At 69.6% G+C, this 13,722-nt stretch carries 14 protein-coding genes; 3 read left to right on the forward strand and 11 right to left on the reverse strand.

The annotated features are described in order from the left end of the window. Together LE548_RS15450 and LE548_RS15455 are read right to left on the reverse strand one after the other, a co-directional pair. A partial coding sequence (locus tag LE548_RS15450; protein WP_225097401.1) for a hypothetical protein occupies positions 1-316 on the reverse strand: 316 nt, incomplete at its 3' end. A 1-nt stretch (position 317) separates the two neighbouring features. Then, on the reverse strand, positions 318-557 hold the full coding sequence (locus LE548_RS15455) for a hypothetical protein (protein ID WP_225097402.1): 240 nt from the start codon (positions 555-557) through the stop codon (positions 318-320). Positions 558-661: 104 nt separating this feature from the next. On the opposite strand from LE548_RS15455, the gene LE548_RS15460 reads away from it, so the two are divergent. Together LE548_RS15460 and LE548_RS15465 are read left to right on the forward strand one after the other, a co-directional pair. Continuing rightward, positions 662-1,672 (forward strand): helix-turn-helix transcriptional regulator, encoded by a 1,011-nt coding sequence (locus LE548_RS15460; protein ID WP_225097403.1) that lies wholly within the window; start codon positions 662-664, stop codon positions 1,670-1,672. A 22-nt stretch (positions 1,673-1,694) separates the two neighbouring features. Next, positions 1,695-2,684, forward strand: a complete 990-nt coding sequence (locus LE548_RS15465; RefSeq protein ID WP_225097404.1) for a helix-turn-helix transcriptional regulator — start codon at positions 1,695-1,697, stop codon at positions 2,682-2,684. Here LE548_RS15465 and LE548_RS15470 read toward each other — a convergent pair. The 9 genes from LE548_RS15470 to LE548_RS15510 form a co-directional block, all read right to left on the reverse strand. Then, the gene (locus LE548_RS15470; protein ID WP_225097405.1) at positions 2,647-3,690 is read right to left on the reverse strand and encodes a helix-turn-helix transcriptional regulator; all 1,044 of its coding nucleotides are present in this window, start codon (positions 3,688-3,690) and stop codon (positions 2,647-2,649) included. The two genes, LE548_RS15465 and LE548_RS15470, sit on opposite strands and share 38 nt — an antisense overlap. A gap of 103 nt (positions 3,691-3,793) precedes the next feature. Next, positions 3,794-4,900 carry a sugar ABC transporter substrate-binding protein gene (locus LE548_RS15475; RefSeq protein ID WP_225097406.1) on the reverse strand — a complete coding sequence of 369 codons (1,107 nt, stop codon included), beginning with the start codon at positions 4,898-4,900 and terminating at the stop codon, positions 3,794-3,796. 244 nt (positions 4,901-5,144) lie between these two features. Continuing rightward, entirely contained in the window at positions 5,145-5,594 is a 450-nt protein-coding gene (locus tag LE548_RS15480; protein WP_225097407.1) for a heat shock protein transcriptional repressor HspR, read from the reverse strand. Between the two features lie 5 nt (positions 5,595-5,599). Further along, entirely contained in the window at positions 5,600-6,772 is a 1,173-nt protein-coding gene (gene dnaJ, locus LE548_RS15485; protein ID WP_225097408.1) for a molecular chaperone DnaJ, read from the reverse strand. Positions 6,773-6,808: 36 nt separating this feature from the next. After that, positions 6,809-7,474 carry a nucleotide exchange factor GrpE gene (gene grpE / locus LE548_RS15490; protein WP_225097409.1) on the reverse strand — a complete coding sequence of 222 codons (666 nt, stop codon included), beginning with the start codon at positions 7,472-7,474 and terminating at the stop codon, positions 6,809-6,811. Next, positions 7,471-9,315: a molecular chaperone DnaK gene (gene dnaK, locus LE548_RS15495; RefSeq protein ID WP_225097410.1), complete on the reverse strand. Its 1,845-nt coding sequence runs from the start codon at positions 9,313-9,315 to the stop codon at positions 7,471-7,473. The genes grpE and dnaK overlap by 4 nt, the downstream gene beginning before the upstream one ends. Positions 9,316-9,409: 94 nt before the next feature. Beyond that, on the reverse strand, positions 9,410-10,489 hold the full coding sequence (locus LE548_RS15500; protein ID WP_225097411.1) for an MraY family glycosyltransferase: 1,080 nt from the start codon (positions 10,487-10,489) through the stop codon (positions 9,410-9,412). Positions 10,490-10,591: 102 nt separating this feature from the next. Beyond that, positions 10,592-11,167, reverse strand: coding sequence for a low molecular weight phosphatase family protein (locus LE548_RS15505; RefSeq protein ID WP_225097412.1), 576 nt, complete (start codon positions 11,165-11,167; stop codon positions 10,592-10,594). Further along, positions 11,164-12,654, reverse strand: coding sequence for a polysaccharide biosynthesis tyrosine autokinase (locus LE548_RS15510; protein ID WP_225097413.1), 1,491 nt, complete (start codon positions 12,652-12,654; stop codon positions 11,164-11,166). Before LE548_RS15510 ends, LE548_RS15505 begins: the two co-directional genes overlap by 4 nt. A gap of 410 nt (positions 12,655-13,064) precedes the next feature. Between LE548_RS15510 and LE548_RS15515 the strand changes: the two genes are divergently transcribed. Beyond that, positions 13,065-13,703, forward strand: a complete 639-nt coding sequence (locus LE548_RS15515) for an LPXTG cell wall anchor domain-containing protein (RefSeq protein ID WP_225097414.1) — start codon at positions 13,065-13,067, stop codon at positions 13,701-13,703. Positions 13,704-13,722: the final 19 nt, after the last annotated feature.

Below are 13,722 nucleotides of genomic sequence, written 5' to 3' on the forward strand. Positions count from 1 at the left end.
CCGAGATGGTTCGCAGATCGGGGTCCGCCGGCTCGGCAAGCCGGTGGTCCCGCTGGTCCAGGTTCACAAAGATCATTCCGTACCGGATGGCACAGCGCACCGGCTGGGGCGCGCCACGCGGCTTGCGCAGGCATCGGTACGCCCGCACGTCCCCGTCCTCGTCCCGCGTCACGACCACCGGCTCACCGAACACGGTCACCATCAGCGAGTCGCCGCTGTGGGGGATGGCGGTGACCAGGTCGATGAAGTGCCAGCCGGAGCGGTAGGCCGTGGCCATTTCGCGGCGGAAGGAACGGTCGTCTGGCGGGGTGGTCACGTCAGCTCCTCACGCCGTCCTCAGGAAGCGCCGGCCAGGTGGTGTCCATCGCGCTCGCCTTGGTCTGCGCGACCGCCGGCCAGGTGGTGTCCATCGCGCTCACGTTGGTGTGCGCGACCGCCGGCCAGGTGGTATCCGCCCGCACGTCGCCCTTCTCGCTCGCGAAGCCGCTCAGCACCCCCGCGGTCAGCCCCACGGAGAAAGCGGCGACAAGTACCGAGCGAAGCAGTCTCTTGCCCATAGTCGGCTTCGTCCTCACTTGAAGGTCCCCTCTTCCCCCGTCCAGTACGACGATGGCTCATTCGAGCACGTCATGACCACATAATCGATGCATCATGTTCCTGCATGTTCAGGACCCTGGGGGGTGGAGATTTGGGAACGAATCGGGATAAAGCTACACATCCCCATGCGGTGACTGAGATGTGCGAGGAAGGTGGCCGTCTCTACGCCGATGCCCTGCGCGCCGGACGTATCGCCCGAACAGAGGTGGAATCCGCCCCCTGCCTGCTGGAGTTCGCCCTCCTGCACCCCGATCCCGACGATTCGGAGTGGCTGCGCCCGCTGCCCGCGCCCGTGGCCCTGGCCCAGCGACTCAGCCCCCTGGAACGGGAGATCGCGGAGCGCAGGCGGCTGTCCATCCAACTTGCCGATACATTCGAGCCGTTCATGATGCTCAGCAGTCGCATGGCGGCCACCGCCGATTCCATCACCGTGCTGGAGGGCGGGGAGCGCATCAACGCGGCGCTGAACCTGGCCACCACGCAGTGCCAGACGGAGGTGCTCACCGTCCAGCCGAGCGACCGGCTGTCCGAGCAGAACCTCCTGCGGGGCCTCGAACGCGACAGACCGCTCATCGAGCGCGGGGTCCGCATCCGCACGCTGTACCAGCACACCGCCCGGTACAACCCGGAGAAGCTCGCCTACGTCGCCCAGCTGGCCAACGGCAAGGCGGAGTACCGCACGGTCGACGAACTGGTGGAGCGGCTCATCATCTGCGACGAGACCGTCGCCTTCATCCCCACCCGGGACGACCAGCAGGTCGCCCTGGAGGTACGCCAGCCGGGCCTGGTCCGCTATCTGATCAAGGTGTTCGAGTTCATGTGGGACCGGGCGGTTCCGCTGAGCGCCGGCGGCCGGTACGAGACCGCGCCCGACGGCATCACCGAGATCCAGCACTCCATCGCCAAGCTCCTGGTGGAGGGCCACGTCGACGAGGCCATAGCCCGCCGCCTCGGCATGAACGTCCGCACCTGCCGCGCCCACATCGCCAAGCTCGCGCAGGCCCTGGGCAGCGGCAGCCGCGCCCAGCTCGGCTACCTCATCGCCCAGTCCGGCATGCTCGACCGGGACCGGTGACGAACCCACGACAGGAGGCCCATTGAGTGGGGCACCGCACCCGCAGCACGGACCCGAAGAGCTGTGTACGGCAGGTACGGAGCTGTACGAACGCGCCCTGCGCGAGGGGCGGCTCAGCCGTACGGAGGCAGCGGCGGCACCCTGTCTGCTGGCCTTCGGGCTGCTTCAGCCAGCCATCGCGGACCTGGACCGGCTCGAACCCGTCCCCGCGGCCGTCGCCCTCCAGGAACTGCTGCGCACCTCCGCGGAACGCATCGCCGACGAACGCCGGCGGGAGACCCGGCTCGCCCGGGCCTTCGAGCCGTTGCTGCGCGCCGGCTCCGAGCCCACCGGTACCGTCGGTGAGACACCGGACATCCGCGTCCACAGCGGCCCCGACAGGATCAACTCGGCCATCTCCCACGCCATGGCCGACGCCTCCGCGGAGCTGCTGACCATCCAGCCGCACGTCGCGCACACCACTCTGCCGCTCGAACGGCGGGCCCTCTCCCTCGACCGTGACCAGGCCCTGCTCGACCGGGGCGGCCGTATCCGCACCCTCTACCAGCACACGCTGCGTCACGCGCCCACCGTCCACAGCCGGTACGAACTGCTGCGGGGCGATGTGCAGGCCCGCACCCTGAACGAAGTCACCGAGCGGCTGATCGTCGTCGACCGCGGCATCGCCTTCATCCCCGCGAACAAGGACCGCACGCTCGCCCTGGAAATCCGTGTCCCGGCCCTGGTCGACTACTTCGTGACCGTCTTCGACCGGTTCTGGCACCTGGCCACCCCCCTGTACCCGCGGACCCCCCAGCAGCCGTCCGTGGGCGGCGTCACCCCCCGTCAGCGCGCCATCGCCACCCTCCTCATCGAGGGCCACACCGACGCCGCCATCGCCGAACGCCTCGGCATGAACATCCGCACCGCCCGCCTCCACATCGCCAAACTCGCCGCCACCCTCGGCAGCGACAGCCGGGCCCAGCTCGGCTACCTCATCGCACGGTCGGGGATGGTGGATCGGGAGCCGTGAGCGCGGTCGCCGAGACGGCGGAGGAGCGGCCGTCCAGGCCCACCTGGGCGATGCGGACGCCCAGCTGGGTACGGCTGGCCGCGCCCAGGGTCTCCGAGAGGCGGGCGATGTGGGCGCGGCAGGTGCGCACGCTGATGCCGAGGCGCTCGGCGATCACCGCGTCCTGGTGGCCCTCCGCCAGCAGCGCCGCGATGGACTGCTCGCGGTGGGAGATGCCCTCGATGCCCGTGTCGGGGAGCGGGGCCGTCAGCGGGATCGCCAGGCGCCAGAGCCGTTCGAAGACCGTGACCAGGTATCCCACCAGCGCCGGGTGGCGCAGTTCCAGGGCCATCGTGCGGTCCGCATTGGCCGGGACGAACGCCACCGTGCGGTCGAAGAGGATCAGCCGGTCGATGACCTCGTCCAGGGTGCGGGCCTCCACCGTGTCGCCCATCAGCTCCAGGTAGTTCAGCAGGCCCTGGCCGTGGCGGGCCACGTGCGTGTAGAGGTCGCGCATGCGGACCCCCCTGCCGCGCAGGGCCAGGGCGCGGTGCAGGCCCTCGGTGAGTTCCGCCTCGCGGCGGATGCCGCCCGGCTGCACGGTGAGCACCTCGGTGGTGCACGCCTCGGTCGCCTCGTCCATGGCCGCCTGGATCCGGGACAGGCCGTCCAGGACCCGGATGGCGCTGCCCTCGGCCGGGGCCGCCAGCGCGTGCAGCTGCCGGCCGAGACCGGCATACCACTCGAACGCGGCCACCGCCGAGCCCACCCGGCGCTGGCTCGCGCTGACCTCGTCGTAGACCCCGCGCAGCAGCCGGGTCATGACCTCCTGCGGGGAGGTCGGCACCAGCCAGTCCATGTCGTCGGGGTCCGGGTGCAGCAAGGCCAGTTCCAGCAGGCAGGGCACCTGCTCGACGTCAGTGCGGGGCACCCGTCCGCGCCGTACGGCCCGGGAATACACCCGGTCGCCGGCCGCGCACAGTCGGTCGGCGCCGTGTGGATGCTCCTCCGCCCCGCGCCCGGCCATCGCCCATTTCACCCCCGGTGTGCTGCCACTTCCGCAGCGCAACTATGCGGCGGCGCCGACCGGGTCCGCAACACGGCTCACCCCTCACCCCGGGGTGTGCGCCTCACTTCAGGCCGACCTGGACGCACTCCGCCTTGTACTTGGCGGTGCAGATGTCGCCCACCGTGTAGATGCCGTCCGCGATGACCGTGGACTTGATGTTGCTCTTGGTCAGGGCGACCGGCTGGATCAGCTTGGCCGGGATGCTCTTGGTGGTGGGGCTGTCGACCTTGTCCTGGGTGAGGGCGTCGAACTGGATGTCCTTGCCCTGGATCTTGGCGACGGCCATCTGGGCCGCGGCCTGCGCCTCGTCCGGGTAGGACTTGTAGACGCTCATGTACTGCTCGTCGTTCAGGATCCGCTGGACCGCGTCGAGTTCCGCGTCCTGGCCGGTGATCGGGGGCAGGCTGGTGACGCCGGCCGCCTTCAGGGCCTTGATGACGCCGCCCGCCATGCCGTCGTTGGCGGAGTAGACCCCGGCGATGTTGTTCTTGCCGATCTCGGCGATCGCCTTGGCCATGTTGGCCTCGGCCGTCTCCGGCTTCCACTTGAGGGTGTCGTACGTCGCCGCGATCGTCACCTTGCCGTTCAGCTCGGAGAGCGCGCCCTCCTTGAACTGCTTGGCGTTCGGGTCGGTGGGCGAGCCGTTGATCATGACGATCTTCTCGGAGCTGTCGACGTGCGAGCCGAGCGCCTCCAGCAGGCTGCGGCCCTGCACCTCGCCGACCAGCTCGTTGTCGAAGGAGACGTACGCCTCGATCGGGCCCTCGGCGAGCCGGTCGTAGGCGATGACCGGGATGCCCGCGTCCTTGGCCTTCTGCACCTCGCCGGCGATCGCGTGCGCGTCGACCGCGTCGAGCAGGATGACGTCGACCTTGTCGTCGATCATCTTCTGCATCTGCTGGTTCTGCTGCGAGGCGTCCGTGTCGGCGTTGGCGTACTCGACCTTGCCCTGGTTCTTGGTGAGTTCGGCGACCTGGGACTTGATGATGGGGTAGTCGAACTTGTCGTACCGGGTGTTCGCCTTCTCCGGCAGCAGCAGACCCACCGTGAGGTCGTTGCCCTTGCTCGGGCTCGCGCTCGCGCTGTCCCCCGTCGCTCCCAGCATGCCGCAGCCGGCCAGCGAGAGGGTCATCGTGGTGGCGGCCACGGATATGGCGATACGACGCATGCGAGGGCTCACTTCAAGTGCGTTCCGGACGTGGTGGCTCCTATAGGACCCAGGTGTCTGAAAAGACAACGCGGCGGCCACACCTGGCGTCAAGCGGAACTACTTAACGAGTGCGCAACACCACGCACAGCTGCCCCTGTGAAGGAGCAGCGGAATCACCTTCAAACGCCCTTTACGGACCCTCCATTCAACGGGAGTTCATGGGAAGGCAAAGAAAGGGGCCCGGAATCCGGGCCCCTTTCGGTCAGTCGTTGTGCTGCCGTTTCGGCCGCCACACCACCAGCGCGCTGGTCTGCTGCACCTCCTGGTACGGCACCAGGTCGCGGCGGTAGGAGGCGTGCACGGCGGCCTCGCGCTGCTGCATCGCGGCCGCCGCGCCGTCCAGGGCCGCCTCCAGCTCCGCGACGCGGGACTGGAGCGCGGCGACCTGGTTCTCCAGTTCGATGATGCGCTTGATGCCGGCCAGGTTGATGCCCTCGTCCTGCGACAACTGCTGGACGGTGCGCAGCAGTTCGATGTCGCGGGCCGAGTAGCGGCGGCCCCGCCCGGCGGTCCGGTCCGGTGAGACCAGACCCAGGCGGTCGTACTGGCGCAGCGTCTGCGGGTGGAGTCCGGAGAGCTGGGCCGCCACCGAGATGACGTAGACCGGGGTCTCCTCGGTCAGTTCGTACGGGTTACGCCGACGGCCGTCCATCACTCTCAGTCTCCCTTCGCGGCCTCGAACAGCTCCGCCCGCGGGTCCTCGTCCGCGGTCGCCTCGCGATACGCCTCCAGTGCGTCACGAGCCTTCCCCGACAGGTCCTTCGGGACACACACCTCGACGGTGACCAGCAGGTCGCCTCGGGTGCCGTCCTTGCGGACCGCGCCCTTGCCCCGGGCGCGCATCGTGCGGCCGTTCGGGGTGCCGGGCGGCAGCTTCAGGGTGACGGCGGGGCCGCCGAGCGTCGGCACCCGCACCTCGCCGCCGAGGGCCGCCTCGGCGAACGTCACCGGGACGGTGACGGTGAGGTTGTCGTCCTTGCGGCCGAACACCGGGTGCGCGCCGACGTGAACCATCACGTACAGGTCGCCCGCCGGTCCGCCCCGCTCGCCGGGCGCGCCCTTGCCGCGCAGCCGGATCCGCTGCCCGTCGGTCACCCCGGCCGGGATACGGACCTGCATCGTGCGCGACGACTTCGCGCGGCCGCTGCCCTTGCACTCCATGCAGGGGTGCTCGGCGATCAGGCCGCGCCCCTTGCAGTCGGGGCAGGGGTCGGTGAGCGAGAACCCGCCGCCCGAGCCCCGCGCGACCTGGCCGGTGCCGACGCAGGTCGGGCACACGCGCGGTGTGCCGTTCTTGTCGCCGGTGCCCGAACAGGCCTTGCAGGGCGCCTGGGAGGACATCCTGAGGGGCACCGTGGCGCCCTCGATGGCCTCCGTGAAGCTCAGCGTGACCTCGGTGTCGATGTCCTGGCCGCGGCGCGGCTGGGTACGTGTCGTCCCCGTCCCGCCGCGGTTGAACAGGCCCCCGAAGACGTCACCGAGTCCGCCGCCGAAGCCTCCGCCCTGGGTGGTCGTGCCGCCTCCGAAGAGGTCGCCCAGGTCGAAGTTGAAGGAGCCGCCGCCGGCGCCCGGTCCGGGGCGGAAGCCGCCGTTGCCGAACAGGGCGCGCGCCTCGTCGTACTCCTTGCGCTTCTTGGGGTCGCCGAGTATGTCGTTCGCCTCGGAGATCTCCTTGAAGCGCTCCTCGGCCTTGGCGTTGCCCTTGTTGGCGTCCGGGTGGAACTCGCGGGCGAGCTTCCGGTACGCCTTCTTGATCTCGGCCTCGGTGGCGTCCTTGGGGACGCCGAGGACCTTGTAGTAGTCCTTCTCGATGAAGTCCTTGGTGCTCATCCCCGACGTCCCTCCTTCCTGTCTGCGGTGATTACGTCAGCCCTCCTCCGGGCCACCGTTCTCCTTGTCGTCGGCCTTCTTCGCCTCGGTCTTCTTCTCCTCGGCGCCCTCGGCCTTGGCGGTCTGCGCGCCGGGCTGGGGCTCGGCGACGGCCACCCGCGCGGGGCGGATGGTGCGCTCGCCGATGCGATACCCGGGCTGCAGGATCGCCACGCAGGTCGTCTCCGTGACGTCCGGCGCGTAACTGTGCATCAGGGCCTCGTGGATCGTCGGGTCGAAGGGCTCGCCCTCCTTGCCGAACTGCTGCAGGCCCATCTTGGCCGCGACGGTCTCCAGCGACTCGGCCACCGACTTGAAGCCGCCGACCAGCTCGCCGTGTTCCCGTGCGCGGCCGATGTCGTCGAGCACGGGCAGGAGCTCGGTCAGGAGGTTCGCGATGGCGATCTCCTTGACCGCGATCCGGTCACGCTCGACCCGGCGGCGGTAGTTCTGGTACTCGGCCTGGAGGCGCTGGAGGTCCGTCGTGCGCTCGCTGAGCGCGGTGCGCACCTGGTCCAGCTGGGCCACCAGACCCACATCTGCGGTTCCGTCCCCGGCCGGGGCCGCCCCCTCCTTGGGGGCGGCCTTCGACTCGGCGTCGTCGGGGGTCGCGCCGGAGGGGACGTCGGGCTTCTCCTCGAAGCCCGGGGTCTCCTCCGTCACGCGGCACCGTCCTTGCGCTCGTCGTCCACGATCTCGGCGTCGACGACGTCGTCGTCAGCCTTGGCACCACCGGCGGTGGCACCCTCCGGGCCACCGGCCTGCGCGGCCTGGGCGTCGGCGTACATGGCCTGGCCGAGCTTCTGCGAGACGGCCGCGACCTTCTCGGTGGCCGTGCGGATCTCGGCGGTGTCCTCGCCCTTGAGCTTCTCCTTCAGCTCGGCGACGGCGGCCTCGACCTCGGTCTTGATCTCGCCCGGGACCTTGTCCTCGTTGTCCTTGAGGAACTTCTCCGTCTGGTAGACGAGCTGCTCGCCCTGGTTGCGGGTCTCGGCGGCCTCGCGGCGGCGGTGGTCCTCCTCCGCGTACTGCTCGGCCTCCTGGCGCATCCGGTCGACCTCGTCCTTCGGCAGCGAGGAGCCGCCGGTGACGGTCATCTTCTGCTCCTTGCCCGTGCCCAGGTCCTTGGCGGTCACGTGCATGATGCCGTTGGCGTCGATGTCGAAGGACACCTCGATCTGCGGGACACCGCGCGGGGCCGGCGGCAGACCGGTCAGCTCGAACATGCCGAGCTTCTTGTTGTACGCCGCGATCTCGCGCTCGCCCTGGTAGACCTGGATCTGCACCGACGGCTGGTTGTCCTCCGCCGTCGTGAAGATCTCGGAGCGCTTGGTCGGGATCGTGGTGTTGCGCTCGATCAGCTTGGTCATGATGCCGCCCTTGGTCTCGATACCGAGGGACAGCGGGGTGACGTCGAGCAGCAGGACGTCCTTGACCTCGCCCTTGAGGACACCGGCCTGGAGCGAGGCGCCGATGGCGACGACCTCGTCCGGGTTCACACCCTTGTTGGCCTCCTTGCCGCCGGTCAGCTCCTTGACGAGCTCGGCGACGGCGGGCATACGGGTGGAGCCACCGACGAGCACCACGTGGTCGATCTCGGACAGGGCGATGCCCGCGTCCTTGATGACGTTGTGGAACGGGGTCTTGGTGCGCTCCAGCAGGTCGGCCGTCAGCTGCTGGAACTGGGCCCGGGTGAGCTTCTCGTCCAGGTGCAGCGGGCCCTCGGCGGACGCCGTGATGTAGGGCAGGTTGATCGAGGTCTCGGTGGAGGAGGACAGCTCGATCTTGGCCTTCTCGGCAGCCTCACGGAGGCGCTGGAGGGCCATCTTGTCCTTGCTCAGGTCCACGCCGTGGCCGGACTGGAACTGCTTGACCAGGAAGTCGACGATGCGCTGGTCCCAGTCGTCACCACCGAGGTGGTTGTCACCGTTGGTGGCCTTCACCTCGACGACGCCGTCGCCGATCTCCAGCAGGGACACGTCGAAGGTGCCGCCACCGAGGTCGAAGACGAGGATCGTCTGGTCGTCCTTGTCGAGGCCGTAGGCCAGCGCGGCGGCCGTCGGCTCGTTGACGATGCGCAGGACGTTCAGACCGGCGATCTCACCGGCCTCCTTGGTGGCCTGGCGCTCGGAGTCGTTGAAGTACGCCGGGACGGTGATGACCGCGTCGGTCACCTTCTCGCCCAGGTACGCCTCGGCGTCGCGCTTCAGCTTCTGCAGGATGAAGGCGGAGATCTGCTGCGGGTTGAAGTCCTTCCCGTCCAGCGCGATCTTCCAGTCGGTGCCCATGTGGCGCTTCACCGAGCGGATGGTGCGGTCCACGTTGGTGACCGCCTGGCGCTTGGCGACCTCGCCGACGAGCACCTCGCCGTTCTTGGCGAAGGCGACGACGGACGGCGTGGTCCTGGCGCCCTCGGCGTTGGTGATGACGGTGGGCTCGCCGCCTTCCAGAACGCTGACGACGGAGTTAGTCGTGCCCAGGTCGATGCCGACCGCACGTGCCATGGTTGATTCCTCCAGCTGACTTGAGTGGAACGGACTCAAGTGTGCACGACGGCTCCCGCTGGGTCAACAGACCTGAGTCGAGGCGACTCAGGTCTTATGCGTTCCTTACATGCGAATGCGTTCTGACCTGCGAAGACGACGTGGGCCGTCGTGGCGGCCGCACGTAGATCTCGGGTTGCCGTCGCGGCCCGTAGACCTGCGCCCGCCGGGACCCGTACGCCGGAATCCGCAGCAGTCCGAGTACGACGGCAATGGCCCCGCCGACCACCCACACCACGGCGTTCCGGCCGGCCCAGCCGGTGTGCACGAGGACCCCGACGAGCAGTGCGGCGAACGCCCCCGCGCCGAGCACGACCGTCGCGCCCGGCGAGGTGAGCCCGAGGCGCCGCAGCCGGTGGGCGAGATGATCCGGACCCGTCCGCCGCAGCGGGCGTCCGGCCAGCCGCCGCGACAGAAGGACGAGGACGGCGTCGGCGACCGGCACCGCCCCGAGCGCGAACAGCACGCCCGCACTGGAGGCCAGGTCGTACCCGGTGCGGCTGAACACGGCGGCGGATGCCAGCACGAAACCGGTGAAGAGGGAGCCGCAGGAGCCCAGCGCGACCCGCGCGGGATGCCAGTTGTGCATGAGGAAGCCGGTGAGCGCGGCGGCGAGCACGCTCAGCAGTACCGCGAGCCCGTCCATCACCTCGGCCGCCGCACACCCCGCCACCCCGAAGGCGGTCAGCACCCCGACAGTGCCCGCGAGCCCGTCGGCATGGTCGAGCCCCCTGAAGGCCGCGGCGACGAGGGCGATCCAGAGGACGGCGAGGATCCCCGCCGGAGCTCCGGTCTCGTCGTACGGCACGACACAGGCCGCCGCGACCGCCGCACCGGCCACCAGAAACCGTGTCTTCAGCCGCCAGACGTCCCCGACCAGCCCGAGCGCGGCCACGGCGACCCCGGCGAGCAGCAGTTCCCCGACCCCCGAACCGAGCGGCGCGGCGCCCGTCCAGTCCCCCGCCCCCGCGACGAGGCAAACGGCGGCCACGACGGCCACGCCGCCGACCACCGGCACGGGTCGCGCCCGCCGCCGCTGGACAAGCCCGAGCCGCAGGGCGGGCGTCCTGAGCAGCGCCGCGAGCACGGCGGCGAGGAGGAGGGCGGTGGTGGCGGCTGCGATCCCGTAAAGCACGACCCCAAGATAAGCAGAATGTCATGATTTGCGATGAACAGCGGCGGTACTTCGGCGTGCCGTTCGCACCGCACCCGGTCACGTCTGGCTCGGCGACGCGGATCACCGGACGGGGCCGGGATCCAACAGCCGGGCGAGCCTGCTTACCTCTGCGTCGATCTCACGAGCACACCCGTACAGCACGTGCTGGGGCATCCCCAAGGGGTCCGCGATGTCGTCCTCGTCCGGCGGGACGGCGGTGACGACACCCCGGCGGGCGGCCACGGCCATCACCACGCCGTCGAGACCGCCCGCACCCCCCGGTCTCCCGCCGTCCGGCGTGCCCTCGGCTTCCCCTGCGGCGAGACGCACGAACTCCTTCAGCGTGAAGCAGCGCCGCATTGCCGACGGCGCGAGGCGCACGGCCGCTTCCCGGTGCTCGCGCGCCAGCCCGAGGACCAGCGCGGCGTCGGCGACGAGCCGCGCGGTGAGCGGGCGCGACACGAAGCCGGAGCCGTCGGCGCCCAGTTCCTCCAGCACCGCTCTGGTGGAACCGTCCACGCCGGAGCCGTGCCACGCCTCTGTTCCGGCGCTCTCCGGCCGCACGGCCGAGCCGGGCGGAAGCCGGGCGGACAGCAGCCGCTCGGCGAAGACCGAGCGGTGCACGTTGCCCGTACAGACGAAAAGGACGCCGGTCATTTCTCGCCCGCTGGTCGCGTCACCGCGGGCGCGACCGCCTCCTCCCGCCGGAGCGCTGTACGGGGAGCGGGCAGTTCGCCGTACTGCCCGTAGGCGCCGTAGCGACCGTAGCGGCCGTAGCGGCCGTAGCGACCGCCCGTGGAAACCGGAGCCATGCTGAAGACGGTGCCGAGGATGCGGGCGCCCACGCGCTCCAGTGATTCACTGGCGGTGCGTACCTGGTCCCGGCTGGGCTTGGCGGCGCGGACGACGAGCAGCGTGCCCTGAGCGAGCGACGCCAGTCCGAGAGTGTCGGCGACCGGCAGCAGCGGCGCGGTGTCGACGATCACGGTCTCGTAGGTGTCCGCCAGTTCGCGCAGTACCTCTTCCATGCGTGCCGAGGCGAGCAGCTCCGTGGGGTTCGGCGGTACGGCACCGCCGGCGAGTACCGAGAGCCCTCCGGCGACCTGCTGCACCACGTCCTTGATGCGGGCGTGCCCGATGAGCACCGTGGTCAGACCGGCGTCCTGGACCAGGCCGAACGTCGGGGCCACGCACGGGCGGCGCAGGTCGGCGTCCACCAGACAGGTGGAGACACCCGCCTCGGCGAGCGAGAGCGCGAGGTTCACCGCGGTGTTGGTCTTGCCCTCACCGGGCAGCGAACTCGTCACCACGATGATCCGCGGCGGGTCGTCGACCTGGGAGAACTGGAGGTTGGTCCGCAGCTTGCGGAACGCCTCGGCGCGCCTGGAGTGGCCGTCGGCGCTGACGAGCGGCTGCTTGGGGGCGTTCCTGTCGTAGGGGATGGTGCCGAGCCCCGGCAGCGCGGTGAACTCGCCCAGTGCCTCGCTGGCCTTGAAGGTGGTGTCGAGGGTCTCACGAAGGGCGACGAGCCCGGCACCGAGGAACAGGCCGCCGAGAACTCCCACGGCCAGGTTGAGCATCGGGCGCGGCGAGACCGGAACCGTGGGGGCGACGGCCTCCTGCGTGACCCCCAGGGAGACGGGAGAGATGGTCGCGCCGTTGTCGCCCGTGCGGTTCCCCCTGGACCGCTTCGAGGGGTCCTGCTTGGGCGTCTCCAGTCGCTCGACGACCGAACTGAACCGTTCCGCGACGGCGTTGGCGATGCGCGCCGCACGCCGGGGCACGGTGTCCCTGACCGTGATGTTGATGAGCACGGTGTTGAGCGGGGCAACGGCCTTGATCTGAGCGGCCAGTTTCTCCGGTGTGGTGTGCAGCCCCAGCTCCTTCACCACGGGAGCGGTGACCTGTCGGGTCGTCACGATCTCGGCGTACGACTGCACGCGCGCCTGCGAGAAGCTCTGGCCCTGGTTCATCTGGGCGGTGTCCTCGGCGGTGCGGGTGGCGACGAAGAGCTGTGCTCTTGCCTCGTACACAGGAGTGCTCAAACTCGTCATGGCGACCGCCGCACCGACGGCGAGGACCAGACAGGCCACGACAGTCGGCCAGCGTCTGGCAAGAGCCTTCAGGAATCCGTGGAGATCCAAGCTGCACCCCTCATAGAACGGAGGGAACGGCCCGAAATGGGATGTTCCGTTCCCTATACGTGCAGCTGAAGATAGGGACTCGCACGCCTCAACCGGGGGAGCCACCCTCATGTCGGCCCGCCGAACGACCCTTGCGTCGTACACCGCCCGGCCACTTCGCCGGGGTGACGCCGTGCTCCATCGAGGGCGACCGCTACACCATCCGATGGCTTCTGGGCAACTTCAGGCGATTTGGTGTCGGTATTCCCCATATATTCGATGTATTCCTGATCTTGATTACGGCTGACGCTGCAGCCCGGCCCGGACCGAAGTCGAGGAGAGTGAAGAAGATGACAGCATCGCCCAGGTGGCGAACTGCTCTGGCAGCGGCAGGATCAGCTGCCGTACTTGTCGCCGCACCACTGGTGGGGATGTCGACCGCCCACGCGGATCCCTACCCGCCGACGCCATGCCCGGCGTACCCGCCGCAGCCCCCGCATGTCAAGGTCCACCCCAAGAAGGTGCGCGCCGGAGGCACCCTGGAATTCGTGGGCACTTGCTTCTCCCCCGACCAGAAGGTCATCGCGGAGCTGGACAACAGGCATGAGATCTTCCTGGGCAAGTTCAGGGCGGACGACAACGGAACCGTCAGGGGCCGCGTGGAGATCCCCAAGCGCACCGAGCCTGGGGAGCACGTCTTCGAGCTGGAGGGCAAAGACCCCAGGCTGGAGGCATCCACCGAAATCACGGTGACGCGCAAGGAGGGCCACCACGACGGCGACGACGACGGTGACCACAAGGGAGACCACGACGGCGACCACAAGGGCGACCACGACGGCGACCACAAGGGCGACCACAAGGGCGACCACGACGGCGACCACAAGGGCGACCACGACAACGACCACAAGGGCGACAAGGGAGACAGGGAACACGGCGGACACGACCAGCACCGCCCGAGCCTCGCGAAGACCGGCAACGAGAAGGCCCTGGCGCTGGGCGGCACCGCAGCGGGGCTGCTCGCGGCGGGCACCGGCGCGATGATGGCCGTGCGCCGTCGCCGCAATTCATGACGGAGCGGGACCTGACTAC

It is taken from the genome of Streptomyces sp. CoH27 (assembly GCF_020181035.1).
Classification (GTDB): Bacteria; Actinomycetota; Actinomycetes; order Streptomycetales; family Streptomycetaceae; genus Streptomyces; species Streptomyces camelliae.